The sequence below is a fragment of the Mesorhizobium sp. M7A.F.Ca.MR.148.00.0.0 genome, from assembly GCF_003997735.1.
GTDB lineage: Bacteria > Pseudomonadota > Alphaproteobacteria > Rhizobiales > Rhizobiaceae > Mesorhizobium.
In genome coordinates, this window is sequence record NZ_RZTB01000615.1 from 1 (window position 1) to 257 (window position 257).

Genomic DNA, 257 nt, shown 5'->3' on the forward strand with positions numbered 1-257 from the left:
AGTCTTCACCTCACTGCCCCTTAGCTCGATTTTTTGCTCGATCTCTTTCAATTTTAGTGCGCCTGATATAATTGACTCGAAATTATCGATAGTCAGTTTATGATCTTTCCCATATTGAAGCAAATAGTATCTAGTTTCTTCCGCTTGCTGTATAAAATTCTCTTGGCAGCGGGTAGTATTATTGATTTTTTCTAGTATGCCGATCGCATCTATACGCTTGTTGAGATCCCGCAATTCTCGAACCCGGTCATTGTGAT

At 39.7% G+C, this 257-nt stretch carries 1 protein-coding gene; it reads right to left on the reverse strand.

Annotation, left to right across the window (positions count from 1 at the left end; translation table 11 throughout):
- Positions 1-257 (reverse strand): hypothetical protein (locus EOB49_RS37180; protein ID WP_206526229.1); only part of this gene is annotated, 257 nt, incomplete at both ends.